Genomic DNA, 24,158 nt, shown 5'->3' on the forward strand with positions numbered 1-24,158 from the left:
CACCGCTCTCAATGGCCCCTGGATCACCGGGTCAAGCCCGGTGATGACGACAAAGGGGGCTTTCACAACCAAGTCCGAGCGAGTCCACCGATGCTCAAAGGCAACTGGAACTACCCGACCGCGATGAAGTTCGGCCCCGGCCGGATCAAGGAACTGCCAGATCTGTGCAAGGCCTATGGCCTGAAGAAGCCGTTGCTGGTGACCGACCCCGGCCTGGCCAAGCTGCCGATGATCATCGACGCCGTCGCCGCCAACGAGGCCGCCGGCATCCCGACAGCGGTGTTCAGCGACGTGAAGCCGAACCCGACGGGCAAGAACGTCGCCGACGGCGTCGCGGCCTACCGCGCCGGCGGGCATGACAGCGTCATCGCCTTCGGCGGCGGCAGCCCGCTGGACGCCGGCAAGGCGGTCGCCTTCCACGCCGGCCAGTCCCGCCCCCTATGGGATTTCGAAGATATCGGCGACTGGTGGACCCGCGCCGATGCGTCGAAGATCGCCCCTGTCATCGCCATCCCGACCACCGCCGGCACCGGCTCCGAGGTCGGGCGCGCCGGCGTCATCACCGATGAAGACGCGCATGTGAAGCGCATCATCTTCCACCCGAAGATGCTGCCGGTCGTGGTCATCGCCGATCCCGAGCTGACAGTCGGCCTGCCGGCCAAGGTCACCGCCGCCACCGGCATGGACGCGCTGGCGCATTGCCTGGAGGCGCTGTGCGCCCCCGGCTTCCATCCGATGGCCGACGGCATCGCGCTGGAGGGCATCCGCCTGATCCGCGACTGGCTGCCGGTGGCGGTCAAGGACGGTCGCAACATCGAGGCGCGCAGCAACATGCTGGTGGCCGCCAGCATGGGCGCCACCGCCTTTCAGAAGGGACTGGGGTCGATCCACTCCCTCGCCCACCCGCTGGGCGCGCTGTACGACGCGCATCACGGCCTGCTGAACGGCATCCTGATGCCCTATTGCATGGTGCACAACCGCGATGCCATCGAGGACAAGATGGTGCGGCTGGGCCGCTATGTCGGCATGTCCAAGCCGGGCTTCGACAGCGCCCTGATCTGGATGCTGGACCTGCGCCGCGAGATCGGCATCCCGCACACGCTGAAGGAGATCGGCATCGGCGACAACCGGGCGGAGGAGATCGGCCGCATGGCCGAGGCCGATCCGTCGACCGGCAGCAACGCCAAGCCGGTCGATGCCGAGGGCCTGCGCGCCGTGTTCGTCGACGCGGTGAACGGCCGGCTGTAAGCCCGCCCTTCACGGCGCGAACCAGCCCTCGCACCTTGTCATGCCACGGCTCGACCGTGGCATCCAGGGGCGGCCAGAACAGCTCCCCGTGGCCCCTGGATTGCCCGGTCAAGCCGGGCAATGACAGAGGGGGAACATCGGGATACGGCTGCGCCGGTATCCCTTACTCGTGCGACACTTTGCATTCCGTCGAATGTGCCGCATTGAAAATTATTAACTGCAGTGCAGTGCACAAAAGCCGTACATGTCTTGCAGGCACCGGGGTGGGACACGATCTCCTGTGGTGCGCCCGGCTGCTGGGAAACAAGCCATGAAGCGCTCGGTTGTGGGGGTCGTCGCGGTCCTCGGCATTGCCATTGCTGCCGTTGCGTGGCAGCGCTTTGGCAACGCGGACGCGATCGAGCGCAGCGGCAAGACCGCCGACGCCGGCGGCAGCGCCCAGGCCGGGTCGAAGACCGCGGCCGGCGGCCGCCCCATCCCCGTCGTCACCGTCGCCGCCGTGCAGAAGCCGGTCGCCACCAGCATCGAGGAGATCGGCACGGTCGAGCCGATCTCGACCGTCCTGGTCACCTCCCGCATCGACAGCCAGGTGATGCAGGTCCATGTCGCCGACGGCCAGACCGTCCAGTCCGGCGACCTGCTGTTCACCCTCGACGACAAGCCGGCCAAGGCGGCGGTCGCCCTGGCCCAGGCCAACCTCGCCAAGGACCAGGCTGACCGCGACCAGACCGCGGCGGATGTCGAGCGCGACCGGCCGCTGGTCAAGACCGGTGCGGTGTCGCAGCAGGCCTTCGACCTGGCCATGGCCGCGTCGAAGCGGGCCGAGGCCAGCGTCGCGGCCGACCAGGCCAATCTCGACCAGGCCCAGCTGACCCTGTCCTACACCCAGATCAAGGCGCCGATCACCGGCCGCCTGGGCGTCGTGTCGGTGACCGCGGGCAACCTGGTCAAGGCCAACACCACCAACAGCAACGCCAACAGCGGCGCGGTTACCAGCCTGGTCACCATCACCCAGATGACGCCGATCCGCATCGCCTTCACGGTGCCGGAGCGGAACCTGGACGCGGTGCGCACGGCGATCACCAGCCCGACCCCGCCCAAGGTCGATGCCTTCGACAATGACGGCAAGACCCATATCGCCAGCGGCCAGCTGACCTTCATCGACAGCACGGTCGACACCAAGTCGGGCACCATCCCGCTGAAGGGCACCTTCGCCAATGCCGGCTTCGCGCTGTGGCCGGGACAGTTCGTCCGGGTCCAGTTGCAGCTCGGCACCCAAGACGACGCCATCACCGTCCCCACCGTCGCGCTGCAGGCCGGGCAGAATGGCGCCTTCGTCTTCGTCGCCCGGGCGGACGGCACCGCCGAGGTGCGGCCGGTGACGGTGGCGCGGACGGTCGGCGACACCGCGGTGGTCGCCCAGGGGCTGAAGCCCGGCGAGAAGGTGGTGACCGAAGGCCAGCTGCGCCTGATGGAAGGCAGCCGGATCACCGAGAAGGATGCCGCGGGTGCGGCGCATCCCACCACCCCGCCCGCCAACGGCGTCGCCTCGGCTTCCAGCCCGACCTGAGCCCGGCTCCGGAGATACGGCCATGAACCTGTCCGAGCTGTGCATCCGCCGCCCGGTGATGACGACGCTGCTGACCGCGGCGATGGTGCTGGCGGGGGTGTTCGCCTTCGGCCAGCTGCCGATCGCGGCACTGCCGAACACCGACTTCCCGGTGATCAACGTCTCGGCCAGCCTGCCCGGCGCCAGCCCGGACACCATGGCGAGCTCGGTCGCCACCCCGCTGGAGAAGCAGTTCGAGACCATCTCCGGCATCCAGTCGATGAGCGCGACCTCGACCCAGGGGTCGACCACCATCACCCTGGAATTCGACCTGAACCGCGACATCGACGCGGCCGCGGCCGACGTCCAGTCGGCGATCACGGCAGTGCAGCGCAAGCTGCCGATCGAGATGACCTCGCCGCCGAGCTACCGCAAGGTCAACCCGGCCGACGCGCCGATCATGCTGCTGTCGATCAGCAGCGACACGCTGCCGCTGTCGACCCTCGACGCCTATGCCGAGCAGGTGATCTCGCCCAGCCTGTCGACCCTGACCGGCGTCGCCCAGGTGCAGATCTACGGCAGCCAGAAATACGCCGTCCGCATCCAGATCGACCCCGACGCGCTGAACCACCGCGGCATCAGCCTGGACGACATCCAGAAGGCCGTCGCCGCCGCCAACGTCAACACCCCGGTCGGCACCCTGCAGGGGCCGCATCAGCAGCTGATCCTGCAGGCCGACACCCAGATGTACGACGCCAAGGCCTTCGCCGACCTGATCGTGGCATCGCCCAACGGCATGCCGGTGCGACTGGGCGACGTCGCCAAGGTCATCGATTCCGTCGAGAACGACCAGACCGCCAGCTGGTTCGGCCAGAACCGGTCGATCGTGCTGGCGGTGCAGCGCCAGCCCGATGCGAACACCGTCGCCATCGTCGACGCGGTCAAGGACCTGCTGCCGAAGTTCACGGCCGACATGCCGCCCTCGGCCAAGATCAACGTGCTGAACGACCGGTCGACCTCGATCCGTCAGGCGGTGACCGACGTCCAGTTCACCCTCGGCCTGACCATCGCGCTGGTGGTCATGGTGATCTTCATGTTCCTGCGGCGGCTGTCGGCCACCATCATCCCAACGGTGACGGTGCCGATCTCGCTGGTGGCGACCATCGCCGGCATGTACCTGTGCGGCTTCTCGATCGACAACATCTCGCTGCTGGGCCTGACCCTGTCGGTCGGCCTTGTGGTCGACGACGCCATCGTCATGCTCGAGAACATCGTCCGCTACATCGAGGAGGGCATGAAGCCCTTCGAGGCGGCGCTGAAGGGTAGCCGCGAGATCGGCTTCACCATCCTGTCGATCACCCTGTCGCTGGTCGCCGTGTTCATCCCGGTGCTGCTGATGGGCGGCGTGGTCGGGCGCATCTTCAACGAGTTCGCCGTGGTCGTGACCATGTCGATCGCGGCGTCGGCCTTCGTCTCGCTGACGCTGACGCCGATGATGTGCTCGCGCTTCCTGCACACCCATGACGAGGAGAAGCCGGAGGGCCTGATCGGCCGGACTCTGGAGCGCGGCTTCCAGGCTATCCTCGGCGGCTATTCCCGTACCCTGCGCTGGTGCCTGGCGCACCGGCCGGTGATGCTGCTGGTGTTCTTCGGCACCATCTTCGCCACCTGGTTCCTGTTCACCAGCATCCCCAAGGGCTTCTTCCCGACCGAGGACCTCAGCCAGATCTCGGTGACCACCCAGGCGCGCCAGGACGTGTCCTTCGACGCCATGGCCGGGCTGCAGAGCCAGGTCCGCGACGTGTTCCGAAAGTCGCCCTATGTCCAGGACGTGGTATCCAGCATTGGCACCAACGGCTATGGCGGCACCATGAATTCCGGCCGGCTGTTCGTGCAGCTGAAGCCGAAGGAGCAGCGCCCGCCGCTGGATACCGTGATCTCGGACCTGCGCCGCCAGCTGGGCCAGGTCTCGGGCATCGACAGCTACATGGTGCCGGTGCAGAACCTGCGCGTCGGCGGCCGCTCTTCCTCCAGCCAGTACCAGTTCGTGATGCAGGGCCTGAACCAGCAGGAGCTGTACAACTGGGCCGGCAAGATGACGACCGAGATGCGCAAGTCCTCGGTGCTGCAGGACGTGGTCAGCGACCTGCAGCTCAGCGCCCTGCAGGCCACGCTGAACGTCGACCGCGACAAGGCGGCCCAGCTCGGCGTCACCAGCAACGCGCTGCGCTCGACCCTCTATGGCGGCTTCGGCACCGAGCAGATCTCGACCATCTTCACCGCGGTCGACAGTTATGAGGTGATCCTCGAGCTCGACCCCGCCTTCCCCTGGGCGGCCGACTCGCTCGACAAGATCTATGTCCGGTCCTCGAACGGCAGCCTGGTGCCGCTCGGCGCCTTCGCCACGGTGGCGCGCACCGCCGGGCCGCTCTCGGTCAACCAGCAGGGCCAGCTGCCGGCGGTCACCATCTCGTTCAACGTCGCCGGCGGCAAGTCGCTCAGCGACGCGACGGCGCAGATCGACCAGATCATGAGCGAGATCCGGCTGCCGGTGACCATCACCACCGCCTATGCCGGCAACGCCCAGGTGTTCCAGCAGTCGCTGCAGAACCAGGGGCTGCTGCTGCTCGGCGCGGTGCTGACGATCTACATCGTGCTCGGCATCCTGTATGAGAGCTTCACCCACCCGCTGGTGATCCTCTCCGGCCTGCCCTCGGCGGCGATGGGCGCCCTGGGCACGCTGATGCTGTTCCGCACCGACCTGTCGGTGATCGCGATCATCGGCGTGCTGATGCTGATCGGCATCGTCAAGAAGAACGCGATCATGATGATCGACTTCGCCCTGAACGCGCAGCGCACCGAGGGCATGCCCGCGCGCGACGCGATCTACCGCGCCTGCACCCTGCGCTTCCGCCCGATCATGATGACGACGATGGCGGCGCTGATGGGCGCCCTGCCGATCGCGGTCGGCCAGGGTGCCAGCGCCGAGCTGCGCCAGCCGCTGGGCCTGGCCGTGGTCGGCGGCCTGATCGTGTCGCAGATGTTGACGCTCTACATCACCCCGGTCCTGTACCTCTATGTCGAGGACCTGACCCACGGCGCCCTGTCCTTCGGCCGCTGGGTCCGCCGCGGCGGCAAGGGCAGCGCCGTCAAGGGCGGCCCGGTCCCCGGCCACGCCCCGGCGGAATAGGCCTCAGCCCCGTCGGAACACCGGCCCCAACGGCCGCAGCCGGACCCCGTCGCGCAGCCGGGTGAAGGGCTGCGCCGCCGGGTCGGCCAAGTTCGGGCCCGGTGCTTCGACCACCAGCACCGCCTCGGCGATCGGCCCGAAATCGGCGCGGAAATGGACCGAGCTCTTCAAGGCCAGGATCTTCTGCGCCGAGGGCTCCACCCCGAGATGGCGGAACATCGCCTGGTCGGCTGCCTGCTGCTTGCGGCTGGACACCACCACCCGGACGCCGTCGGGATGGCGCAGCAGCGCCATCGGGCCGAGCTGCATGCGGTTGCCGCCGTAGAACGGCCCGGTGCCGGTGAAGCGGCCGTCGCCCAGCGCCTCGACCGTCCACCGCCCCTGCAGCGGCTGCTGTCCGCCATAGGCGCTGCCGGCGCCGATGCCGCGGTCCAGCACCGCCCCGGGGCCGGCGGCATGCGCCGCGGCGGCCGTCGCGGCATCGGCCAGCACGCCCAGCACCGCCCCTTGGGCGTCGCCGCGGATCAGGGCATCCAGCAGCACCACGCCGTCGGATTCGGCGCCGCCGCCGGGATTGTCCTGGGTGTCGGCCAGCACCACCGGCCGCCTTGCGTTGGCGGCGAGCCGCCGGGCCTCCGCCACCGCCGCATCGGGCGGCAGCAGCACCGGCACGAAATCCGGCTCGGCCGCGGCGATCGCCGCCGTCAGCTCATCCGTGGCGGCAGCCAGGGCGGCGGCATCGGCGCCGTAGCCGACCAGGCTGGGCCCGCAATCCGCGAAGTCGGCGGCCGGGAAGCCCATGGAGAAGCCGAGCGAGACGCCGTGGCGGTGCTCGAGATCCGCCAGCAGCGCGTAGAGATCGCGGGCCGGCGCCGCCAGCGTGCATTGCGCCACCAGCGAGATCAGGAACTCGGCCTGGCGGAACGCCTTGCCCGGCCGCCATCCCGCCAGCATGCGGTCGAGCAGCGCCGCCGCCCGCGCCCCGGTCTCGGCCATGTCGACATGGGGATAGGTGCGGTAGGGCACCAGGATGTCGGCCAGGTCGACCATCCGCCGGGTGACGTTGGCGTGCAGGTCGAGGCTGGCCACCATCGGGAGGTCCGGCCCGACCACGGCGCGGATGCGCGCCAGGATCTCGCCCTCCCCGTCCGGGATGCTCTCGGTGACCATGGCACCGTGCAGGTCGAGATAGACCGCATCGACCGGCCCGGCGGCGCGCAGATCCGCGGCCAGCATCGTCGTGATCCGCTCGAAGGCGTCGTTGGTCACCGGGGCCGAGGGCGAGGCCGAGCACCACAGCAGCGGCGCGACGGTGTGGCCGGCGGCGATGGCCGCGTCGATGAAGCCGGCGGCCGGCAGGTTGATCCCGGCCAGCGCCGGCTCCAGCGCCGCGCCGCGCGACAGGCCGGGCCAGCCATCGGCGGTTTCGAACTGGGTGAAATCCGCCTTCACCGCGGCGAAGCTGTTGGTTTCGTGCTGGAATCCGCCGACCGCGATGCGCGCCATGATCCACCCTCCCCCGGACATGCAGCCCCCTTATAGACCGCCTCTTTACCCGGACGACAGCCGCGTGCAGGCTGCGCCGTCGATGGGACCCTCCGGCAAGGCAGTGGCAGGATGATCGAGATCGATGACGCCACCCAGATCCGCTCGGCGAAGCGGGAGATCCGGGCCGCGATCGGCGACGTTGCCGGGGTGTGGGCGCGGCTGGACGAGGCGGTGCGGCGCGAGGCCGATGCGATCCGCGAGGCCGACGCCAAGGGGCAGCCGACCATCCCCGTCGTGCGCTTTGCCGACATCGTCGAGAACCGCGTCCCGGCCGCGCAGGTGGCGGATATCCACCGCCGCGGCGCCGCGCTGATCCGCGGCACCGTCGACCGCGACCAGATCGCCCGCTGGAACGAGGCCGTCGCCAGCTACATCGACAGCAACGGCTACGCCGCCCAGAAGGACGACGGCAACCTGCAGAAATATTTCGGCGGGCTGAGCGCCAAGACACCGCAGATCTTCGCCATCTACTGGTCGCGGCCGCAGGTCGAGGCCCGGCAGCATCCGAACATGGCCGCGGCCCGGCGCTTCCTGAACCGGCTGTGGCGCTTCGCCGACACCGGCGACGAGGCGACGGCCGGCAAGCTGTTCTTCGACCCCGACCGCGAGGTCGCCTATGCCGACCGGGTGCGCCGCCGCCAGCCGGGCGACACCACGCTGGGCCTGTCGCCGCACATGGATGGCGGGTCGATCGAGCGCTGGCTCGACCCCGGCTACCGCCGCGTCTACCGCCGCATCTTCACCGGCGACTGGGAGCGGCACGACCCGTTCGACGGCGAGTTCCGGGTCGAGGCGCGCGAATTCCCGGCCCCCAACACCAGCACCTTCTTCCGGTCCTACCAGGGCTGGCTGGCGCTGACCGGCCAGGGCAAAAACGACGGCACGCTGCAGGTGGTGCCGATGATCAAGCATTCGGTCGCCTACCTGCTGCTGCGGCCGCTGCTCGACGACGTGCCGGAGGACGTGATCTGCGGTGCCGGCCGCGGCAAGGCGCAGGCGATCCTGCCGCAATGGCACCAGCCGCTGATCGACGCCCAGGTCTCGATCCCGCACGCCGAGCCGGGCGACACCGTGTGGTGGCACCCCGACTGCATCCATGCGGTCGGCGACGAGCATCGCGGCACCGACTATTCCAGCGTGATGTTCATCGGCGCCGGCCCGCTCTGCGCCAAGAACGCGGAGTATGCGGCGCGGCAGCGGGGCCGCTTCCTGGCGGGCGAGACCCCGCCCGACTTCTCGCCGGAGCATCGCGAGAAGGCCTATCGGGGCCGCGGCGGCGAGGCCGATCTGACCGATCTCGGCCGCCGCCAGCTCGGGCTGGAGCCTTGGCCGACGGATGGCGCCTCCCCCGCCCGAGCCACGCTGATCAAGGAATGCGCTGCGGCGGCGGCCGGCTGACCGCCTCGCGCCGTCCCGGACAGAAACCAGACTTGGAGGCCACGGGCCGATGGCGGATTGGGCGGAGGATCGCGATGGCGAGGAGCGGCGCCGGGCGACGATCGAGGCGGCGAAGCGGCGGGCCACGCTGATCGACCGCTGGGCGCAGGAGGATCTCGGCAAGCTCGACTCCTGGACCGAGCGGGCCCGCGCCGCCGTCGCCCATGCCCGCCCGGGCATGCGGGTGCTGGACATCGGCTGTGGCAGCATGGCCCTCGAGGCCCTGCTGCCGGAGGGCTGCGCCTACCTGCCGCTCGACTGCGTCCGCCGCGACGAGCGGACCATCGTCTGCGACATCAACAAGGAACCCTTCCCCGCCGTCGACGCCGACATGGCGTTCGGCCTCGGCGTGCTGGAGTACATCTACGACCTGCCCCGCTTCCTGCGCCGCCTGCGCCTGGCGGTGCCGCGCGCCCTGCTGACCTACCATCCGCAGGACCGCAACATCGGGCGCGACCGCTGGAAGCTGGGCTGGGTGAATTCGCTGAACTCGGTCGAGCTGGCGGCCCTGCTGCGCCATGCCGGCTTCAAGACGGTGCAGGTCATCCCCTACAAGCCCAAGCTGCTGTTCTACCTGGTCGACCGGGCCAAAGCGTAGAGTCACCGCTGGACGCCCTGACGGTCCGGCCTCGGGGTTGCGGTCCGCCCTCTCCGATCGTTCTTTCGGCAGCCCTGCCCGGCGTTCTCCGGACTCGACTCCGGCCGCCTTCTTGTATAGAACAAAGAGAGAACAAAAACCCAGCGAGAGCCCCGATGGTCGCGAGATACGCCGCGTCGATGCCGATGGATTCGCTGTGCCGAATCCCACCGCGAAGCAGCCCCCGTCCCGAAGCCAGAGGAGCCGTCCGCCCCATGCGTCCGATCCGGGACATCCGGTCCGAAGCCGACCTCGAAGATGCGGTGCGGCGCTGCGAGCTGCGCTGGCGGGCCCTGGAGCAGGGGCTGCGCGAGGAGGAGATCACCGCCCTGCTGTCGCTCGGCCTGGACCGGGCGGAGGCGCAGCTGTGGTCGCTGGGTCCGGATGAGTGAGGCGGGACGGGGCGCGGGATACATCGGGTTACAAAAATTCCGACTTCGGCAACGCTGAGACATACGCGAGCGTTCGATCCCGGATATAAGGGCCCGCCCACCGCCCGGCCTGCACGGGCCTTGTCACCGGATGCGGAGCGTACCCATCGTTACCGGCACCACCACGCCCCCGCCCCGCCCTCGCCGCAAACGAGGGCGGCTCGTCGCCATCGCCGTGGTCCTGGCCCTGCTCGCCGCCGGTGGCCTGGCGGGGCGGCACTGGCTGTCGCCGACGCCTGCGGCCCCCCAGATGACGGCGGTGGCCGCGATCGGCGACGTCGAGAATTCCGTGCTGGCCACCGGCACGCTGAAGCCGGCGCGGCTGGTCGCGGTCGGCGCCCAGGCATCCGGCCGCATCACCTCGGTCAAGGTCGCGCTGGGCCAGAAAGTGGCCAAGGGCGACCTGGTGGCCGAGATCGACAGCCTGACCCAGCAGAATGCGCTGCGCACGGCCCAGGCGTCGCTGGCCAACCTGCAGGCGCAGCGCACCGAGAAGGAGGCGACGCTGACGCTGAACCGGTTGACCCTGGCCCGGCAGAAGGCGATGACCGCGCAGCGCGCCGCGTCCCAGGCGGATCTGGAATCGGCGCAGGCGGGCGTGGATGTCACCGCGGCCCAGATCGCGCAGCTCGATGCCCAGATCGTCGAGGGCCAGGTGGCGATCGAGACCGCGCAGGTCGACCTCGGCTACACTCGCATCACCGCCCCGTCGGACGGCACCGTGCTGGCGATCGTCAGCCAGGAAGGGCAGACGGTGAATGCCGTCCAGTCGACCCCGACCATCGTCGTGCTCGGCGACCTCGACACCATGATCGTGCGGGCGGAGATCTCGGAGGCCGATGTCGTCGCCGTGCGGCCCGGCCAGCCGGTCTACTTCACCATCCTGGGCGACCGCGACCAGCGCTACGAGACGACGCTGACATCGATCGAGCCGGCGCCGGAATCGATCCGCAACGATTCCAGCTTCAGCACGACCACAACCTCTTCCTCCAGCAGCAGCTCGTCGTCCTCGACCTCCTCCGCGATCTACTACATCGGCACCTTCGACGTGCCGAATGCCGACGGCCACCTGCGCACCTACATGACCGCCGAGGTGCACATCGTGCTGGGCCGGGCCAAGGGCGTGGTGACCATCCCATCCGCCGCCCTGGGCGCCCGCGCCGCCGACGGCAGCCAGACCGTCCAGGTCGTCGGCGCCGACGGCACCACCCAGCCACGCCAGGTCCGGATCGGCCTGAACGACAAGACCATCGCCGAGGTGCGGTCGGGGCTGGCCGCGGGCGAGCGGGTGGTGACCGGCGGGCTGGAGCCGGCCGTCGCCGGCTCCTCCGGCCCTCCCGGCCCGCCCGGGGGTTGATCGCAATGGCCGAACCGCTGATCGTCCTCCGCGGCCTGTGGCGTGAGTTCCCGTCGGGCGACGGCACGATCGCGGCGCTGCGCGACATTGACCTGACCATCGAGGCGGGTGAGATGGTGGCGATCGTCGGCGCCTCGGGTTCCGGCAAATCCACCCTGATGAACATCCTCGGCTGCCTCGACCGGCCCACCGCCGGCAGCTACCGCGTCCGCGGGCGGGAGACCGCGGCGCTGGAGCCCGACGAGCTGGCCGCGCTGCGGCGCGAGCATTTCGGCTTCATCTTCCAGCGCTACCACCTGCTGGGCGAACTGACGGCGCTGGGCAATGTCGAGATTCCCGCGGTCTATGCCGGCTATCGCGTGGGGGAGCGCCACACCCGGGCGGCCGCGCTGCTGGGCCGGCTGGGCATGGCGGACCGCATCGGCCACCGGCCGGGCCAGCTGTCGGGCGGGCAGCAGCAGCGCGTGTCGATCGCCCGGGCGCTGATGAACGGCGCCGACGTGGTGCTGGCCGACGAGCCGACCGGCGCCCTGGACCGGCACAGCGGCGAGGAGGTGCTGCGCATCCTGGCCGAGCTGCAGGCCGAGGGGCGGACGGTGATCATCGTCACCCATGACATGGCGGTGGCCAGCCGGGCGCAGCGCATCATCGAGATCAGCGACGGCGCCATCGTTTCCGACAGCCGGACCCCGGCCGAGGGCACCGCCGCAGCAGCGCCCCGGCTGCGGGCGCAGGGCGCACCGATGCGCCCGTGGCGGGCCTTCCTGAACCGGCTGCGCGAGGCCTTCCGCATGGCGCTGCTGGCGATGAACGCCCACCGCCTGCGCACCGTGCTGACCATGCTGGGCATCATCATCGGCATCGCCTCGGTGGTCTGCATGGTGGCGCTGGGCCAGGGCACCCAACAGCGGGTGCTGGCCGAGATCTCCAACCTTGGCACCAACACGCTGGAGGTCTTCGCCGGCAAGGATTTCGGCGACGTCCGGTCGGCCAAGGTGACGACGCTGGTGGTGGCCGATGCCGACCAGCTGGCGCGCCAGCCCTATGTCGCCGGCGTCACCCCGACGGTGTCGACCAGCAGCACCGTGCGCTACGGCGCACGGGAATCCACCGCCCTGGTCAACGGCGTCGGCGCCCAGTACTTCACGGTCCGCGGCACCAAGCTGCTGCGCGGCCGGCTGTTCGATCCCGACGGCGCGCGGTCGCTGTCGCAGGACGTGGTGATCGACGAGGAGACGGCCCGGACGATGTTCCCGGACCCCGGCGAGGACCCGATCGGCCAGATCCTGCTGGTGGGCAAGGTGCCCTGCCGGGTGGTCGGCGTGGTCGAGACCCAGCAAGGCGGCTTCGGCGGCAGCCAGAACCTGTCGCTGTACCTGCCCTACACCACGGTCCAGGCCCGCTTCATGGGCAACACCTCGCTGCGCAGCATCACCGTCCGCGTCGCCGACGACGTGAGCACGGACCTGGCGGAGGCGGCGGTGACCCGGTTCCTGACCCAGCGGCACGGGTCCAAGGACTTCTTCATCCTCAACACCGACGACATCCGCCGGACCATCAGCGGCGCCACCCAGCTGCTGTCGCTGCTGATCGCCGGCATCGCGGTGATCTCGCTGATGGTCGGCGGCATCGGGGTGATGAACATCATGCTGGTGTCGGTGTCGGAGCGGGTGTCCGAGATCGGCGTGCGCATGGCGGTGGGTGCCCGGCAAGGGGACATCCTGCAGCAGTTCCTGATCGAGGCGGTTCTGGTGTGCCTGATCGGCGGCGTGCTGGGCATCGGCCTCGCGCTGGGCCTGGGGGCGCTGGTCAGTGCCGTCGTCCCGATCATCGGGCTGATCTACTCCCCCGCCTCGATCGTCGCCGCCTTCCTGTGCTCCAGCCTGATCGGCGTCGTGTTCGGCTACTGGCCGGCCCGCAACGCGTCGCGCCTCGACCCGGTGGTGGCGCTGGCGCGCGACTAGGCCTCGGCCGGTGCGCAACGCGCCCTCGGGCCCGACGATTAAGGCAGGACGGCACCGGATGGCTGGGCTAAGAACGGCCGACCCCGACCGGAGAGAGTCATGGCCGAGCCCGACCTGTTCATCGACCGTGGCGCCGTGTTCAGCGGTTGCGGCCGCTACCGGACGCTGCTGTGGCGGCGCTGGGACCCGTCGGTCGCACCGGCCAACTTCCTGCTGCTGAACCCGTCCACCGCCGACGAGATCAAGAACGACCCGACGGTCGAACGCTGCGAACGCCGGGCCCGGGCCATGGGCTATGGCGGGCTGATCGTCACCAACGCCTTCGCCCTGCGCTCGACCGACCCCAAGGCGCTCTATGCCGAGCCCGACCCGGTCGGCCCCGGCAACCCGGAGGCGATCGTGGAGGCCGCGCGGGCCGCGGCGCTGGTGGTCTGCGGTTGGGGCCGGCATTGCGAGGCCGTACGCCCCGGCTGGGGCCGGTCGCTGCTGCGGATGCTGACGGAGGCCGGGGTGGTGCCCCATGCCCTCGCCATCACCGCCGACGGGTCGCCCAAGCATCCGCTCTATGTCGGCTACGCCACCCAGCCGGCACCGGTGCCGGCTACATCCTGAACAGGCGCTTGCCGCGATCGGGACGGTCCCAGCTTTCGGCAATGGCCTGCCGGACATCGTCGAGCGGGTGGACGCCGCCGAGCGGGACCAGGAAGTCGGGCCGGCCGAAGACCTCCACCACCTCGCGCAGGATCGCCGCGTCGTCAGCGACCGGCGGCGAGAAGAAGTAGCGGTAGACGCTGGCCCTGATCGCCGCGCCCTTGAGCAGCAGGTCGAAATTGTGCAGCTCGAACCGCTCCGCACTCATGCCGCCATTGACCACCACCTGGCCGCCGAAGGCGAGGCTGCGGATCAGCGCGCCGGTCGCCGGGCCGCCGACATTGTCGATCACGCCATGCAGCCCGGCCCCGCCGGTGATCGCCCTCACCCGCGCCTCGAGATCCAGGGCCGGTTCCGACAGGTCGATCACCGCGGCCGCACCGAGGTCCCGCAGGTCCAGTTCCGGATGGATGCGCCGGACCACGGCGATGACGTTCGCGCCGCGCCGCCGGGCGAATTGCAGCGCCAGGGTCGAGATGGTCGAATAGCCGGCCGTGACCGCCAGCCAATCGCCGGGCCGGACGCCCGATTCCGTCACCAGGTCCCAGGCGGTGATCGGGTTCATCAGCTGGCTGGCCCGCTCGGCCGGATAGTCCGGCGGCAGCGGGATCAGCCATTCCGCGGGCACCGCCGCATACTCCGCCCAGACCTTCTCATGGCTGAATGCCACCAGGGTGCCGGGCGCCAGCGCCACGTCGCACCCTGCCGCCTCGATGATGCCGGCGCCGTGGTTGCCTGCGATCTGGCGCGGGAAGCGCGGCTTCTTCGGCTCGGGATAGAGGTTCTGGATGAACAGGAAGTCCCCGGGATTGATCGAGGCCGACACCATCCGCACCAGCGCCTCGCCGTCGCCGATCGCCGGCATGGGCACATCGGCCAGAAACAGCACCTGCTTCGGCGGCCCGATCTCGTCGAACACGATCGCCTTCATGGTCTTCTCCGCTGACGGGACGGGGGTGGTCATTCGCCGTCGATGAAGCCGCGCACCAGCGCGACGGTTGCGTCGGGGGCCTCCTCCATCAGCCAGTGGCCGGTGCCCGGCAGCACCACCGCCTTCACATCGCTGGCGACGCTGCGCATGAAGGCGGCGGGATAGGCGCCGAAGGCCTTCTCCCCGCCGACCGCCAGCACCGGCATGGCGAGCGTCCCCTGCCCCGCCATTGCGTTGTCGCGGGCGTCCTCGCCGAAGGCGGCAAACTGGGCGAAGGCGGCGCGCATGCCGCCCGGGGCCGCGTATTGCGCGGCGTAATGGTCGCGGGTGTCGTCGCCGATCTTCGCCGGGTCGGCTGCGAAGGCGTTCCAGAAATGGTCGAAGTAGATGCGCTCGCGGCCCGCCACCAGGCGCTCGGCGTCGGGCCCGCCGAAGTTCCAGTGCCACAGGGCCGGGATCGCCAGCACCTCGTCCCAGGGATCGACGCCGGGCACCGGCGCCTCCATGAACACCAGTCGGCTCACCGCATCCGGATACCGCACGGCATAGGCATAGGCGACGATGCCGCCGAGGTCGTGGCCGACCAGGACGGCGCGGTCGAAGCCGAGTGCCTGGACCACCGCACGGATATCCCCGGCCTGGGTCCGGGCGTCATAGCCGTCCGGCGGGCGCGAGGACCGGCCGAGGCCGCGGAGGTCGGGCACGATGACGGTGTGGTCCCGGGCCAGCACAGCGGCCAGCGGCCCCCACATGTCGCCGCTTTCGGGATGGCCGTGCAGCAGCACCACCGGATCGCCGGCCCCGCCGGACTGCACGAAGATCTCGGCGCCCGGGACGGCGATCATCCGGCTCTCGAACCCGGCCGGCAGCCCCGGCGGCTCGGCGGCGGCCGGCGCTGCGGCGGCCAGGGTCAGGGCGACGGCGGCAAGGGCGAATTTGGTCATGCGAACCTCGACAGGGGGATGGCCGGAGCCGGATGCCGAGACCCTAGGACGGCCGAAGACATCTCTGAATTGGCAGATCTGACAATCTCCATGCTAAACTTGCCACTCACGCGAAGACGGGACAGCGGGTTGGGATGCCGAAATCGATCCATGTCGTGATCTGGCTGCCTTCGACCTTCTATTCCGCGGTCGCGGCGACGCTGGTCGAGATGCTGGAGCTGGTGAACAGCATCCGGCGGGCGCCGGTGTTCTCGGTCGAATTCGTGGCCCGTGCACCAACCGCGACCGCCACCTCCGGCATCTCCTTCGCCACGGTGGCCGCCCCCTCGAAGCCGATCGACGTGCTGGTGCTGCTGGCGATGCCCGGGCTGGAGGTGCCGGCGCTGCTGCGCGCGCTGGCGGCGGAGAGCCCGGACGCCCAGCCCGTGATCGCCCAGGCGCGGCAGCAGGGCGCGATCATTGCCGCCCATTGCGGCGCCGGCTATTTCCTGGCCGATGCCGGCCTGCTGGACGGCCGGCGCGCCACCATCTCCTGGTGGCTGAAGACCGACGCGCTGCGGCGCTTCCCCAAGGTGCGCTGGGACCCGTCCCGGCTGCTGGTGCGGCAGGGCCGGGTCTACACCTGCGGCGGCGGCTTCTCGGGGCTGGAGCTGGCCAAGGCCCTGCTCAAGGACCTCGGCTTCGTCAAGGAGGAGCGGATCGTGCGCAAGCTGCTGGTGCTGCCGCCGTCACGTCAGTTCCAGAGCCCCTATGAGTTCCCGCTCGAGGACATCCCGCATACGGGCGAGCAGCCGTTCCGGGACCGGCTGGCCGCCTTGGCCGAGGGGAATTTGCCGACGCTCGACCTCGGTTTCCTCGCCGCCCGGCTCGGGCTGTCGCCCCGGACGCTGTCGCGCCGCTTCGTCGAGGAGCTGCAGACCACACCGGGGAAATGGATCCAGGACCGGCGGTTGGAGGCGGCCAAGGACCTGCTGGAGGGAACCAAGCTCGGCGTCGCCGAGATCTGCTACCGCGTCGGCTACCAGGACCCGGCGTCCTTCAGCCGCCTGTTCTCCCGCACCACCGGCCTGTCGCCCGGCGAATACCGGCGCCAGGGCGCCTGACCCCGCGACGCCGGCGGGCCAGCCCCCTCAAAACCCGAATGCGCGGACGGGCGGCGCACCTTACACTCCGACTGACGGCCGGGGGCTGTCGCTGGCCCGCCATCCCCTGCGGCGGGCCGATCGGGGGGATCGATGCTTCAAGCGTCCAAGGACCGGCGCCCGCTGACCAGCCGCGACCCCGCCGAGGTGCGCATGCCCGGCCTGGCCGTCGCCCTGCACGCCATCGGGGCCATGCTGTTCATCGCGGGGGCGCTGGTCGGCTACGTCTTCGCCGCCCGGCTGCTGGGCACGGCCGACATGCTCGGCCAGTTCGCCGCCCTGATCCCCGACCGGCCCGCCGACATGCTGGCGATGCCGGACGCCCGGATCACGGCCCTCGCCGACATGATCGGCGACGGGCCGGGGCTGCGCCGACATCTGGTGGTCCAGGCCTGGACCATCGCCGTCGCCGCGGTCCTGTCGGGCCTGATCCTGTGGCTGCTCTGCGCCACCCTGGCCTCCGCGCTGAGCCGTCTGCAGCGCATCGAGGCGGCCCTGCAGCGGCGCCCCGGCTGAACCATCAGCGGACGCCGATCCCAGACTGGGAGTCACGGAGATCTGCTTCATGCCAGCCCGATCGCGGTCCGGGCGCTGACCCTGGAGGAGATCGACCGCATCCGCGGATGCCGCTGCGGATCATCCGCGGCGGCACGAGACCCTGAAACGACGAAGGCCCCACAATCTGTGGGGCCCCGGTCATGTTCCGCAAGCTGGTGGGCGCAGTAGGGCTCGAACCTACGACCCGCTGATTAAGAGTCAGCTGCTCTACCAACTGAGCTATGCGCCCGCTTGCTTGGGACGGCCGGTGATATAGCTGCCGCCCGGCCGGGTTGCAACCCTTTCTTCACGAAAGCTCAGCCTTTGTCGTCGGCCTCGCCCGGCGTGCCCGAAACCAGCCGCCGTCCGGACTCCCGCTTCTGGCATTCCTGCAGGATGTCGCGGGCGATCGGCGCCGCGTATTCGCTGCCGCCGCCGCCATGTTCGACCAGCACCGAGCAGGCGTAGCGCGGCGCGCCCAGGGGAGCGTAGGCGACGAACCAGGCGTGGTGGCGCTGGGCCCAGGGCCAGTCGTCGCCGGTGGCGCCGGCGGCGCGCTCGGCCATGGTGATGCGGCGGACCTGGCTGGTGCCGCTCTTGCCGCCCATCTCCATGCCCTTCTGCTTGATCTGCGACCGCTTGCCGGTGCCGCGGCTCATCACCGCCACCGTGCCGTCGATCACCGTGTCGATATGGCCTTTGGCGAAGCCCATCGACGGGAAGTCCGGCGCCTCCGGCGTGGCGTTGGCGCCGATCCCCACGGTCAGCCGCGGCACCACCGCCTTGCCGCCATTCACCAGCCGGGCGGTCATGGTGGCGAGTTGCAGCGGCGTCGCCAGCACATAGCCCTGGCCGATGCCGGCGATCAGCGTTTCGCCCTGCTGCCAGGAGGTGCCCATGGCCCCTTCCTTCCACGCCTTGTCCGGCATCAGCCCGGGGCGTTCGTTCGGCAGGTCGATGCCGAGCCTCTCGCCGATGCCGAACTTGCGGGCGCCCTCGGCCAGCCGGTCGATCCCCAGCCGACGGGCCATCTCGTAGAAATAGACGTCGCAGGACTGGGCCAGCGCATCGACCACGGTCATGCCGCCGTGGCCGCCGCGCTTCCAGCAATGGAAGCGGTGGTCGCCGAGATCGACATAGCCGGGGCAGTTGACCCGCTGGTCGGGGCTGGTCACCCCGGCCTCCAGCGCCGCGGTGGCCACCGCGATCTTGAAGGTGGACCCCGGCGGGTACTGGCCGTTGACCACCTTGTTGCTGAGGATGCCGTAGGGGTCTTCGACCAGCCGCCGCCAATCGGTCGAGTTGATGCCGTTGGGGAACAGGTTGGCGTCGTAGGACGGGTGCGAGGCCATGGCCAGCACGTCGCCATTGTGCACGTCCATGATCACGGCGGCGGCGCTGAATTCGGTCTTCAGCCGTTCCAGCACATAGCGCTGGAGGTCGAGGTCGAGCGTCAGCCGCACCTCCTGGCCCGGCTTGCCCTCCTCGCGGTTCAGCTCGCGGATCACCCGGCCGACGGCGTTGACCTCGACCTGGCTCGACCCGGCGGCGCCGCGCAGGTCGCCCTCATACTGCCGCTCGATCCCCGACTTACCGACCCGGAAGCCCGGCAGGCCGAGCACCGGCTCGCCCGTCAGGTCCGCCTCGGCCACGGCGCCGACATAGCCGATGATGTGCGCGGTCTCGACCCCGTAAGTGTAGCGGCGGGACTCGCCGACCTCGATCGACAGGCCGGGCAGCTCCGGCCCGTTGACGTCGATCCAGGAGACCTGCTCCCAGCTCAGATTCTCCTTCACCGTCACCGGCACGAAGGCGCGGCGGCGCTTGACGTCGCGGGTGATGCGGACGAAGTCGGCGTCGGTCAGCGGCACGCTCTGCTTCAGCCGGCCGAGCACGGCCTGGAGGTCCTTCGCCTCCTCCGGCACCATCACGACGCGGAAATTCTGGTCATTGACGGCGAGCGGGGTGCCGAACCGGTCGGTGATCAGGCCGCGTGACGGCGCGATCAGCCGCATATTGATGCGGTTGGATTCCGCCAGCACCTTGTAGCGGTCGCTCTGGTTGACCTGCAGGTAGTACAGGCGCCCGCCGAGCACGCCCAGCAGGCCGAGCTTCAGCCCGCCGAGGGCGATGGCGCGGCGGGTGAACCCGCGGGAGCGATCGGCGTCGCGATCCATCGCCTAATCCCCTGCGCGCAGGAAGCCGCGATGCACCTGGATGAACAGCCAGGCCAGCGGCGGAAACAGCGCGATGGTCAGCACGGTCCGGACCAGCACCGGACGGGCCGGCGCCACCGCGAGGTCGTAGAGGCCGGTGCCGATCCATTCGACCAGGCTGACGCCGACGGCGACGGCGGCATAGCCCCCCCACAGCACCACGAAGGGCCGCCCCACCAGGAAGCGGCGCTGGCGCAGCAGCACCCATTGGCACAGCAGCAGGATCGCGGCATGCAGCCCGATCGGCGAATCGGTCAGCACGTCGTGCAGCAGCCCGATGGTGAAGATCAGCCACATCGGCATCAGGTCGGGCCGGTGGACGCCCCAGTAGTAGATCGAGGCCAGCGGCAGCATCGGCGCGATCGCGCTGTAATAGGGCAGATGCGTCGGCGTCACCCCGACCAGCACCAGGATCATCGTCACCGCACCGGGGGCGGCGTGGCGGGCGGCGAGGTCGAGCTTGTGGAGGAGGTCGCCGGTCATTGCGCGAACCCCGGGGCCGGCTGCATCGCCATCCCGGGATCGAGCGCGTGGAAGTCGACGATCTTGACGTAGTTGACCGCCTCGAGCGGCTCGATCGGCTGGACCCGGATGATGCTGTCCTGGGCGGCGGCGACGATGCCGATCGGCAGGCCGGCCGGGAACATGCCGCCGCTGCCCGAAGTCACGATGCGGTCGCCGACCCGGATCGAGGCGTCGGGCGGCAGGTACAAGAGCCGCGGCCGGTCGGTGTTGTCGCCGCCGATGATGGCGCGCTGCTGCGTCCGCTCCACCAGCACCGGGATGCGGGCGTTGAGGTCGGTGATCAGCAGCACCCGGGCGGAGTGCTCGCCGGTCTGCACGATGCGGCCGATCAGGCCGCGGCCGCCCAGCACCGCCTGGCCGTCGCGCACGCCGTTGTCGTAGCCGAGATTGATGGTCAGGCTGCGCACGAAGGCGCCGCCATTGTCGGCGACGACCCGGGCGCTGAGGAAGGAATGGGCCGAATCCGGGGTGTAGTTCAGCAGGTTGCGCAGGGTCAGGTTCTCGGCTTCGAGCCGGAAGGCGACGTCCTGGTACTGCTGCAGCGCCACCAGCTCCTGCTTCAGCCGGGCGTTCTCGCTGCGGATGTCGGACAGCGACTGGAACTCCGACACCAGCTGCGCCACGCTGGCCGCCGGGCGGGACATGGCGTCGAGGATCGGGGCCACGGCATCGACCACGCGGGCGCGGACGCCGTCGACCAGCACCGCGTCGATCTTGCCGACCATCAGCAGGCTGACGGCGGCGAACAGCAGCAGGCCGAAGGAGAATCGGTGCGCCACGGCCCTCAGCGCCGCGATGCGTACCGCCGGTCTGCTCCGTTGCATCACCCGCATGTCCCGTCCGTCGAAGACCGGATTCCCAGAGGGCGGAGAACCGCCCTTTTCGTTATCACCCCAATGCCGTAGCCGATCAATACATGTTGATCAGCACGTGCTTCAGAGTCTTCATCTCTTCGAGAGCGCGGCCGGTGCCGAGCGCGACGCAGGTCAGCGGGTCGTCGGCGATCGAGACCGGCAGGCCGGTGGCGTGGCGCAGCACCAGGTCGAGATTGCCGAGCAGCGAGCCGCCGCCGGTCAGGACGATGCCCTTGTCGACGATGTCGGCCGCCAGTTCCGGCGCGGTGTGCTCCAGCGCCACCTTGACCGCCTCGACGATCTGGCTGACCGGCTCGGCCAGGCTCTCGGCGATCTGGCGTTCGGAGATCAGCAGTTCCTTGGGCACGCCGTTCAGCAGGTCGCGGCCCTTGATCTCCATGTAGCGGCCCTCGCCATCCTCCGGCGGGGCGGCGGAGCCGATCTCCTTCTTGATCCGTTCGGACGAGCCTTCGCCAATCAGCAGGTTATGGTTGCGGCGGATGTACGCGATGATCGCCTCATCCATCTTGTCGCCGCCGACCCGGACCGAGCGCGAATAGACGATGCCGCCGAGCGACAGCACCGCGACCTCTGTGGTGCCGCCACCAATGTCGACCACCATGCTGCCGGTCGGCTCGGTCACCGGCAGCCCGGCACCGATCGCCGCCGCCATCGGCTCCTCGATCAGGTAGACCCGGCGGGCGCCGGCGCTCTCGGCCGATTCCTGGATGGCGCGGCGCTCGACCGCGGTCGACCCCGAGGGCACGCAGATGATCACCTCCGGCGCCGCGAAGCTGCGCCGGTTGTGCACCTTGCGGATGAAATGCTTGATCATCTCCTCCGCCACCTCGAAATCGGCGATGACGCCGTCGCGCAGCGGCCGGATGGCGGTGATGTTGCCGGGCGTGCGGCCCAGCATCTGCTTGGCCTCGTCGCCGACCGCCAAAACCTGTTTCTTGCCCCGGATATTGGCGATCGCCACGACCGACGGTTCGTTCAGGACGATGCCCCGTCCCTTGACGTAGACGAGCGTGTTCGCCGTGCCGAGGTCGATGGCCATATCGGCCGAAAGGAACCCGAAGAAATTGAACATGCGGCCGTGACTTCCTGTCAGCCAAGACTCGGCTGGGAGGCTCCAGAGCGAGAGGCGGAGACGACGGGCCGATCCCGCCGACGCGTTGCTTTAGACCAGCACGGTCCGAGTCTCAAGCGGAGAGTAGGCCGTCGGACGGGTCGCCCGATATCACATTCCGCGCTCGGCCATCGAGCCGCTGACGGTGATGTCGGCGGGCGGCGAGCACTGCCCCGGACGGCGGTAGAGGCAGATCTCGCTGGGGCAACTTTCCAGCCGGTACCCGGTGTTCGGCGGCATCTGCTCGGGACGGGCCATGACGTAGTTGAAGGTCCGGGCGGAGCGCCACAGCCGGCGGGTGTCGTCACCGAACCAGAACACCGGCACGTCGCGATGCAGGGTGGTGTAGCCGGGCAGGTCCCACCATGGCGTCAACAGGCCCAGGCCGCACAGCGCCTCGCGGTCGTGCAGCGCCGTGGTGGTGGCGATGCCGGGGGCGACCTGGAACCATTCCGGCCGCCAGCGGTCGCTGACCGACAGCAGGCCCGAGGCCAGCACCCAGGCGGCGCACAGCACCCCGAGCGCCGCCCAGCGCGGCCCCGGGAACAGTTCACCCAGGCGCCGGGCCAGCCGCTCGGTGCCCAGCGCCGCGAGGATCAGCAGGAAGGGCAGCGCCGGCAGGACGAAGCGGTATTCCTTATGGGCGACGAAGCTGTGCGACAGGATGATGGCGACCGGTACGGCGACCAGCATCGGCTGGCCGCGCACCCCCATCAGGATCAGCGCCCCCATCGGCAGCAGCCACCATGACCAGACCCGGGCGTATTCCTCGAAGTAGAAGCCCCACGGCATGACGCCGAAGCTGCGGCTCTTCTCCTCGACGATGTTGATCCAGAAGTTCTTCAGCACCGACTGGAACGGCCAGCCCAGCGTCGCCCAGTCGAGCAGCCCGTTGCACAGCAGGATCGGCGCCAGCCCTGCCAGCAGCATCGGCCGCAGCCGGCCGCGCCAGTCGCCCCGGCTGGCGACGACGGCGGCGGTCAGGATCGCCGGCAGCAGGTGGAAGCGGAAGACGAAGACCAGCCCAAACAGCAGTCCGGCGGCGATCAGGCGCCGGCGGTCGACCGTCTCGGCGGTCCAGGCCAGCCAGCAACCGATCAGCAGCAGGCTGGTGGCGATCGATTCGGTCAGCGCGGTCGGCGCGTAGTAGATCAGCTCGAACCACACCGTGGTGATGAAGGCGGCCGTCAGCCCCGCCGTCAGCCCCGAGGCGCGCCGGGCCCACAGGAAGGCGGTGACCGGGATGCTCAGCGACAGCGCCGACCACAGCGTCTTCGACACTCCGAGATAGGCGGCCGGGTCGTCGCTGACCCACGACACCGCCTTCATCAGCCCGGCAAGCATGCCCGGCAGCAGCCAGGAGCGGATGCCCTCGCGATACTCCCAGGGCACCATGCCCTGGCCGAAGGCCAGACGGTGCGCCTGCTCGTAGTATTGGAACAGCTCGTCGGCATGAGGAATGCGCGGGAAGGCCAGGCCGAGGGCGACCCGCAACAGCACGCCGAAGACGATCAGCGCGGCGAGTCCGATGGCCCAGCCGGGCCAGCGATCGAGGAGTCCCGGCCGGGACGGATAGGGCAGAGCGACCGAGGCTGCGGCGGCGCCGAGGGGGAGACCCGTGTAGCGATCGGACACAGACGGGTCGACCGATCGGCTTTGCTCCACAGTGTCGTCGGTCATGTCGATCCGAATCGCGGCGAGAAATAATGAAGTGTCGCTGCCTATAACACCGGCAGCGCGGCTTTCGTCTGAAAAAACCTGCCAAAAAGCATCATAACCACAATCTTGTTGAGACTTTGTCCTCATGCGCCGGAACGGTCACGTGCTTGTGCGGGAGGCCGTGGGATGAAAACCGGCATCGGCTG

The 24,158-nt window shown here is 69.7% G+C and carries 19 protein-coding genes and 1 tRNA gene; 11 read left to right on the top strand and 9 right to left on the bottom strand.

Annotated elements, in window-relative coordinates; translation table 11 throughout:
- Positions 1-90 precede the first annotated feature (90 nt).
- From E9232_RS05155 to E9232_RS05165, 3 genes are all read left to right on the top strand, one after another.
- On the top strand, positions 91-1,248 hold the full coding sequence (locus E9232_RS05155) for an iron-containing alcohol dehydrogenase (RefSeq protein WP_309792533.1): 1,158 nt from the start codon (positions 91-93) through the stop codon (positions 1,246-1,248).
- A 310-nt stretch (positions 1,249-1,558) separates the two neighbouring features.
- The gene (locus E9232_RS05160) at positions 1,559-2,818 is read left to right on the top strand and encodes an efflux RND transporter periplasmic adaptor subunit (RefSeq protein WP_309792534.1); all 1,260 of its coding nucleotides are present in this window, start codon (positions 1,559-1,561) and stop codon (positions 2,816-2,818) included.
- A gap of 22 nt (positions 2,819-2,840) precedes the next feature.
- Positions 2,841-5,987 carry an efflux RND transporter permease subunit gene (locus E9232_RS05165; RefSeq protein WP_309792535.1) on the top strand — a complete coding sequence of 1,049 codons (3,147 nt, stop codon included), beginning with the start codon at positions 2,841-2,843 and terminating at the stop codon, positions 5,985-5,987.
- A gap of 3 nt (positions 5,988-5,990) precedes the next feature.
- Here E9232_RS05165 and E9232_RS05170 read toward each other — a convergent pair whose 3' ends face one another.
- Positions 5,991-7,493 (bottom strand): M81 family metallopeptidase, encoded by a 1,503-nt coding sequence (locus E9232_RS05170; RefSeq protein WP_309792536.1) that lies wholly within the window; start codon positions 7,491-7,493, stop codon positions 5,991-5,993.
- Between the two features lie 111 nt (positions 7,494-7,604).
- On the opposite strand from E9232_RS05170, the gene E9232_RS05175 reads away from it, so the two are divergent.
- From E9232_RS05175 to E9232_RS05200, 6 genes are all read left to right on the top strand, one after another.
- Positions 7,605-8,933, top strand: a complete 1,329-nt coding sequence (locus E9232_RS05175) for a YbiU family protein (RefSeq protein WP_309792537.1) — start codon at positions 7,605-7,607, stop codon at positions 8,931-8,933.
- A gap of 49 nt (positions 8,934-8,982) precedes the next feature.
- A complete protein-coding gene (locus tag E9232_RS05180; protein ID WP_309792538.1) occupies positions 8,983-9,570 on the top strand; it encodes a methyltransferase domain-containing protein in 588 nt (195 codons plus the stop codon).
- A gap of 254 nt (positions 9,571-9,824) precedes the next feature.
- Positions 9,825-10,001: a hypothetical protein gene (locus tag E9232_RS05185; RefSeq protein WP_309792539.1), complete on the top strand. Its 177-nt coding sequence runs from the start codon at positions 9,825-9,827 to the stop codon at positions 9,999-10,001.
- 130 nt (positions 10,002-10,131) lie between these two features.
- Entirely contained in the window at positions 10,132-11,397 is a 1,266-nt protein-coding gene (locus tag E9232_RS05190) for an efflux RND transporter periplasmic adaptor subunit (protein ID WP_309792540.1), read from the top strand.
- A 5-nt stretch (positions 11,398-11,402) separates the two neighbouring features.
- Entirely contained in the window at positions 11,403-13,361 is a 1,959-nt protein-coding gene (locus tag E9232_RS05195) for a MacB family efflux pump subunit (RefSeq protein ID WP_309792541.1), read from the top strand.
- 99 nt (positions 13,362-13,460) lie between these two features.
- Positions 13,461-13,973, top strand: a complete 513-nt coding sequence (locus E9232_RS05200) for a DUF1643 domain-containing protein (RefSeq protein ID WP_309792542.1) — start codon at positions 13,461-13,463, stop codon at positions 13,971-13,973.
- On the opposite strand, the gene E9232_RS05205 is transcribed toward E9232_RS05200, so the two are convergent.
- Both E9232_RS05205 and E9232_RS05210 read right to left on the bottom strand, forming a co-directional pair.
- A complete protein-coding gene (locus E9232_RS05205; protein ID WP_309792543.1) occupies positions 13,963-14,943 on the bottom strand; it encodes a quinone oxidoreductase family protein in 981 nt (326 codons plus the stop codon). The genes E9232_RS05200 and E9232_RS05205 overlap by 11 nt on opposite strands.
- A 29-nt stretch (positions 14,944-14,972) precedes the next feature.
- Positions 14,973-15,887, bottom strand: a complete 915-nt coding sequence (locus tag E9232_RS05210) for an alpha/beta fold hydrolase (RefSeq protein ID WP_309792544.1) — start codon at positions 15,885-15,887, stop codon at positions 14,973-14,975.
- 134 nt (positions 15,888-16,021) lie between these two features.
- Here E9232_RS05210 and E9232_RS05215 point away from each other — a divergent pair, with 134 nt between their 5' ends.
- Both E9232_RS05215 and E9232_RS05220 read left to right on the top strand, forming a co-directional pair.
- Positions 16,022-16,990 (top strand): GlxA family transcriptional regulator, encoded by a 969-nt coding sequence (locus tag E9232_RS05215; protein WP_309792545.1) that lies wholly within the window; start codon positions 16,022-16,024, stop codon positions 16,988-16,990.
- Between the two features lie 132 nt (positions 16,991-17,122).
- On the top strand, positions 17,123-17,545 hold the full coding sequence (locus E9232_RS05220) for a hypothetical protein (RefSeq protein WP_309792546.1): 423 nt from the start codon (positions 17,123-17,125) through the stop codon (positions 17,543-17,545).
- A gap of 195 nt (positions 17,546-17,740) precedes the next feature.
- Here E9232_RS05220 and E9232_RS05225 read toward each other — a convergent pair.
- The 6 genes from E9232_RS05225 to E9232_RS05250 all read right to left on the bottom strand — a co-directional run bounded on the left by E9232_RS05225 (position 17,741) and on the right by E9232_RS05250 (position 23,973).
- A tRNA-Lys gene (locus tag E9232_RS05225) sits at positions 17,741-17,816 on the bottom strand.
- Positions 17,817-17,883: 67 nt separating this feature from the next.
- Entirely contained in the window at positions 17,884-19,743 is a 1,860-nt protein-coding gene (gene mrdA, locus E9232_RS05230) for a penicillin-binding protein 2 (protein WP_309792547.1), read from the bottom strand.
- Between the two features lie 3 nt (positions 19,744-19,746).
- Complete coding sequence (mreD, locus tag E9232_RS05235; protein WP_309792548.1) at positions 19,747-20,265, bottom strand: rod shape-determining protein MreD; 519 nt, start codon at positions 20,263-20,265, stop codon at positions 19,747-19,749.
- On the bottom strand, positions 20,262-21,131 hold the full coding sequence (gene mreC, locus E9232_RS05240; protein ID WP_309792549.1) for a rod shape-determining protein MreC: 870 nt from the start codon (positions 21,129-21,131) through the stop codon (positions 20,262-20,264). The genes mreD and mreC overlap by 4 nt, the downstream gene beginning before the upstream one ends.
- A gap of 85 nt (positions 21,132-21,216) precedes the next feature.
- Entirely contained in the window at positions 21,217-22,254 is a 1,038-nt protein-coding gene (locus E9232_RS05245) for a rod shape-determining protein (protein ID WP_309792550.1), read from the bottom strand.
- Between the two features lie 150 nt (positions 22,255-22,404).
- Positions 22,405-23,973, bottom strand: a complete 1,569-nt coding sequence (locus E9232_RS05250; protein WP_309792551.1) for a glycosyltransferase family protein — start codon at positions 23,971-23,973, stop codon at positions 22,405-22,407.
- Positions 23,974-24,158 lie beyond the last annotated feature (185 nt).

The organism is Inquilinus ginsengisoli (assembly GCF_031453975.1).
GTDB lineage: Bacteria > Pseudomonadota > Alphaproteobacteria > DSM-16000 > Inquilinaceae > Inquilinus > Inquilinus ginsengisoli_A.